The organism is Mesorhizobium sp. M7A.F.Ca.CA.002.05.1.1 (assembly GCF_003998335.1).
GTDB lineage: Bacteria > Pseudomonadota > Alphaproteobacteria > Rhizobiales > Rhizobiaceae > Mesorhizobium.
In genome coordinates this window covers 1-3,610 of record NZ_RZQI01000620.1, presented here as the reverse complement: position 1 = coordinate 3,610, position 3,610 = coordinate 1, and the positions used below count along the sequence as shown (strand labels likewise).

Annotated in this window: 3 protein-coding genes; 1 reads left to right on the top strand and 2 read right to left on the bottom strand. The window is 63.4% G+C overall.

The window, feature by feature from the left end:
* The coding region (locus EN939_RS25230; protein ID WP_206528335.1) for a proline dehydrogenase family protein at positions 1-1,649 on the bottom strand (1,649 nt) is incomplete at its 3' end.
* Positions 1,650-1,812: 163 nt separating this feature from the next.
* Between EN939_RS25230 and EN939_RS25225 the strand changes: the two genes are divergently transcribed.
* Positions 1,813-2,265, top strand: a complete 453-nt coding sequence (locus EN939_RS25225; protein WP_127270518.1) for an Lrp/AsnC family transcriptional regulator — start codon at positions 1,813-1,815, stop codon at positions 2,263-2,265.
* 510 nt (positions 2,266-2,775) lie between these two features.
* Here the strand turns inward: EN939_RS25225 and EN939_RS25220 are convergent.
* On the bottom strand, positions 2,776-3,610 hold an 835-nt coding region (locus EN939_RS25220), incomplete at its 5' end, for a cytochrome-c peroxidase (RefSeq protein WP_127270516.1).

Below are 3,610 nucleotides of genomic sequence, written 5' to 3'. Positions count from 1 at the left end.
CGGGTGATCGGCTTGGCATGCCAACGATCCGGCCCAGCGAAGGCCGCCCTGGCCTTGTCGATCGCCGCCAGCGTCACCGTGTCGGTGATGTCGAATCCTTTCGAATTGCGTCGCCCGACCCCAAAAATCTGGGAAGGCCGGGCAATCGCCGGATTGGCGGCCGGACCCTGGCTCTCGACCGTTTCGAGCGGATCGCGCGCAATGTCCTCCGGCTCGACGTCCTCGTCGGTCAGTTGGTGTACGAAGGAGGAATTGGCGCCATTCTCCAGCAACCGGCGGACCAGATAGGCCAGCAGATCGGAATGCGCACCGACCGGTGCATAGATGCGGCAGGGCGTGCCTTCGGACCGGCGCACCGTCTCGTGCAGCGCCTCGCCCATGCCGTGCAGGCGCTGGAACTCGAAGGAATCGCGATTGTCCGCCATCGCCAAGATGGCGGCGACGGTGTGGGCATTGTGGGTGGCGAATTGCGGATAGATGCGGTCGGTCATCGACAAAAGCTTCTTCGCGCAAGCCATGTAGGAAACGTCGGTGTTGGTCTTGCGGGTGAAGACTGGATAGCCTGACAGTCCGAGCGTCTGCGCGCGCTTGATCTCGGTGTCCCAATAGGCACCCTTGACCAGCCGCACCATGATGTTGCGGTCGTATTTCCTGGCCAGCGCATAGAGCCAATCGATGGCGAAGGCCGCGCGTGGCCCATACGCTTGCACCACCACGCCAAAGCCGTTCCAACCGGCGAGCTCCGGCTCGGCCAGCACCCGCTCGATGACGTCGAGCGACAGATCGAGGCGGTCGGCCTCCTCGGCATCGATGTTGAGGCCCATGCGCGAATGGCGCGCGGCCAGCGCCAGCGACAGGAGCCGGTCTGCCATCACAGGCAGCATCTCGTCTTTCTGCGCCACCTCGTAGCGCGGATGCAGCGCCGAAAGCTTGACCGAGATGCCGTGGTTCTGCCTGATGTCAGGACCGTTGGAGCCGGAATCGAGCGACGAAATCGCGTCGGCATAGGCCTTGTGATAGCGCAAGGCGTCGGCCTCGGTGCGGGCTGCCTCGCCCAGCATGTCGAAGGAGTAGAGATAGCCCTTCTGCGTCATCGGCCGGCCTCGCTTGACGGCTTCCGTGATGGTGCGGCCGAGCACGAACTGCTCGCCCATCTCGCGCATGGCGGCGGCCACCGCCTTGCGGATGACCGGCTCGCCGAGCCGCCGCACCATAGAACGCAGCGTGCCCTCGATGCCGCCCTCGCCCTCATCGAGGACGCGGCCGGTCAGCATCAGCGCCCAGGTCGAGGCATTGACGAAGATGGAGCTTGAACCGCCCGAATGCGCCGACCAGTCGTGCGGCGCGATCTTGTCGGCGATGAGGTCGTCCATCGTTTCGGTGTCAGGCACACGCAACAGCGCCTCGGCCAGGCACATCAGCGCCACGCCTTCCTTGGTGGAGAGACCATAGGCCGAGAGGAAGACTTCCATCAGCCGAGGATCCGACGAGCCGCGCACCGCCCGCACCAGATCGGCGGCCCGTGCCGAGATCGCCTTGCGGTCTTTCACTGAAAGGCCCGTCGTCTCGGCCAGTCGCTTCACGGCCTCGTCTTCGTCGGGCAGGTAGTTGGCGCGGATCTGCTGGCGGATGGCATCAAGCGCTGGCATGGCGGTCCCGTGGATCGAGCAAAGGGGATCGGGCCGGCGGTCACCGGACCGAATGGCGCAAGCTAGCACAAGTGTGAATTTTCAGTCGGTCCGAAGAAATCGACATTGCAGGTCATTCGATTTATCCTGGCAGCTCAGACTTGACATATGGACTGCATTTTCGATGATAGAAGACCAATTGGACCGCATCGACAGGAACATCCTGTCGGCGCTGGCAAGCGATGGCCGGCTTTCCATGTCGGAACTGGCGGCAAAGGTCGGCCTGTCGAAGACGCCGGTGCAGGCGCGGGTGAAGCGGCTGGAAAAGGACGGCTATATCAGAGGCTACCAGGCGATCATCGACCGCGAGCGCATGGGCGAAGGCCATGTCGCTTTCGTCCAGGTGAAATTGTCCGACACCCGATCCGCCGCGCTCGATGCCTTCAACCGATCCGTGCAGGCCGTGCCGGAGATCGAGCAGTGCCACATGATGGCGTCGAGCTTCGACTATTTGCTGAAGGTGCGCACCCGGGATATCGCCGCCTATCGCCGCGTCCTCGGCGAGCGCATCTCAGCCCTGCCCCACGTCGCCCAGACTTCGACCTTCGTGGCCATGGAGACGGTCAAGGATCGGTAGAGCGTAGGGATGGCTGAAGCCTCCCCAACTTCGTCATCCCTGGGCGAAGCAGGAGCGAAGCTCCGTCGCGGAGACCCTGGGATCCATGCCGCGACCTCGGCCGAAGAATGCAGCGGAGCAGAATTCCGCACCGCAGCAGCGCTTCCGAGTCCCGGCATGGATCCTGGGGTCTGCGCCGCGTCGCTTCGCTCCTTGCTACGCCCCAGGATGACGAAGCGATGGATGTTTGCGCCAATCGCCGAAGCATGCGGTCCGTGCTTAAGGAATTAGGCGCTCAGCGGTCGCCCCACGACTTTGGCTTCCTGTTTCTCGCACCGAGCCTTGATCGAAGCCTCTGCGATTGCGAATTCTTCTTCCAATGCCTCATATTGGGCAGCGAATTTTGAATCCTTGAACCATTCCTTGGCGGCTTTCCTCGACGGGAATCATACTCCGGCTCATAGAACCTCCTTTGCTCGCTTCAGCACCAACTCGCCTCGCTTCGCTCAACTATTCCTATCGCCGGCAACCTCACTCCGCCAGCGTCTTCAGGAACGCCACCAGCGCTCCGCGCTCGCGATCCGACAACTCCAGCGGGTGAACCTCTGATACCCCTTCGACGCTGGGGGCAGCCTTGGCGTAGTGCGCCACCACCTCGTCGAGCGACGAAAACTGCCCGGTATGCATATAGGGCGGCCGCGTTGCCGCTCCGCGCAGCGATGGCGTCTTGTAGGCGCGAACGAGTTCGGGCGCATCCTTGACCATGAAGCGCAACTCGCCGCAGGCGCTGGCGTCGCCATCGCGATAGGCGCCGAAGCAGTTGAACGGGTCCGCCTCGACTTGGTGCACGGCATCGATACGGCCGCGATCCGGCGGCAGGCCCGCAACGGATGGCACGCCGGTGTTGTGGAAGCTGTTGTCGGTGAAGCGCGGGCCGTTGTGACAGGTCACGCAATTGGCCTTGCCGATGAACAGTTTAAGCCCAAGGATTTCTTGTTTGGAAAAGACAGCATCGCCCTTCGGCTCGGCACCGGTGGCGAGGTCCAGCGCAAAGCGGTCGAAGCGCGTTGGCGCCGGCGCGATCGAGCGTTCGAAGGCGGCAATCGCCTTGCCTAGATTGGCAAAGACGCCGTTGATAGCGTCACGCTGCGGGCCGCTCATGGCATTCCAGGCCGCCCTCTCGACATCGTTTCCAAGCGGGCTGGCATCCAACGGCATGCCGGAAAGGTCGGGCAGCGGCCCGAAGATGCGCTCATAGCGTTCGCCGAAGCGCGCTTTGATGTAATGCGCGTAGGCGGTGCGGTTTCCCGCCTGCTCCAGCGGGTTTTCGAGCGGCGTCAGCGCTTGCGCCCACAGGCTGTCGCGG

What these genes read in the sequence shown, in the direction of transcription:
- EN939_RS25225 (WP_127270518.1), top strand. Translation starts at nt 1,813, where the DNA reads ATGATAGAAGACCAATTGGACCGCATCGACAGGAACATCCTGTCGGCG.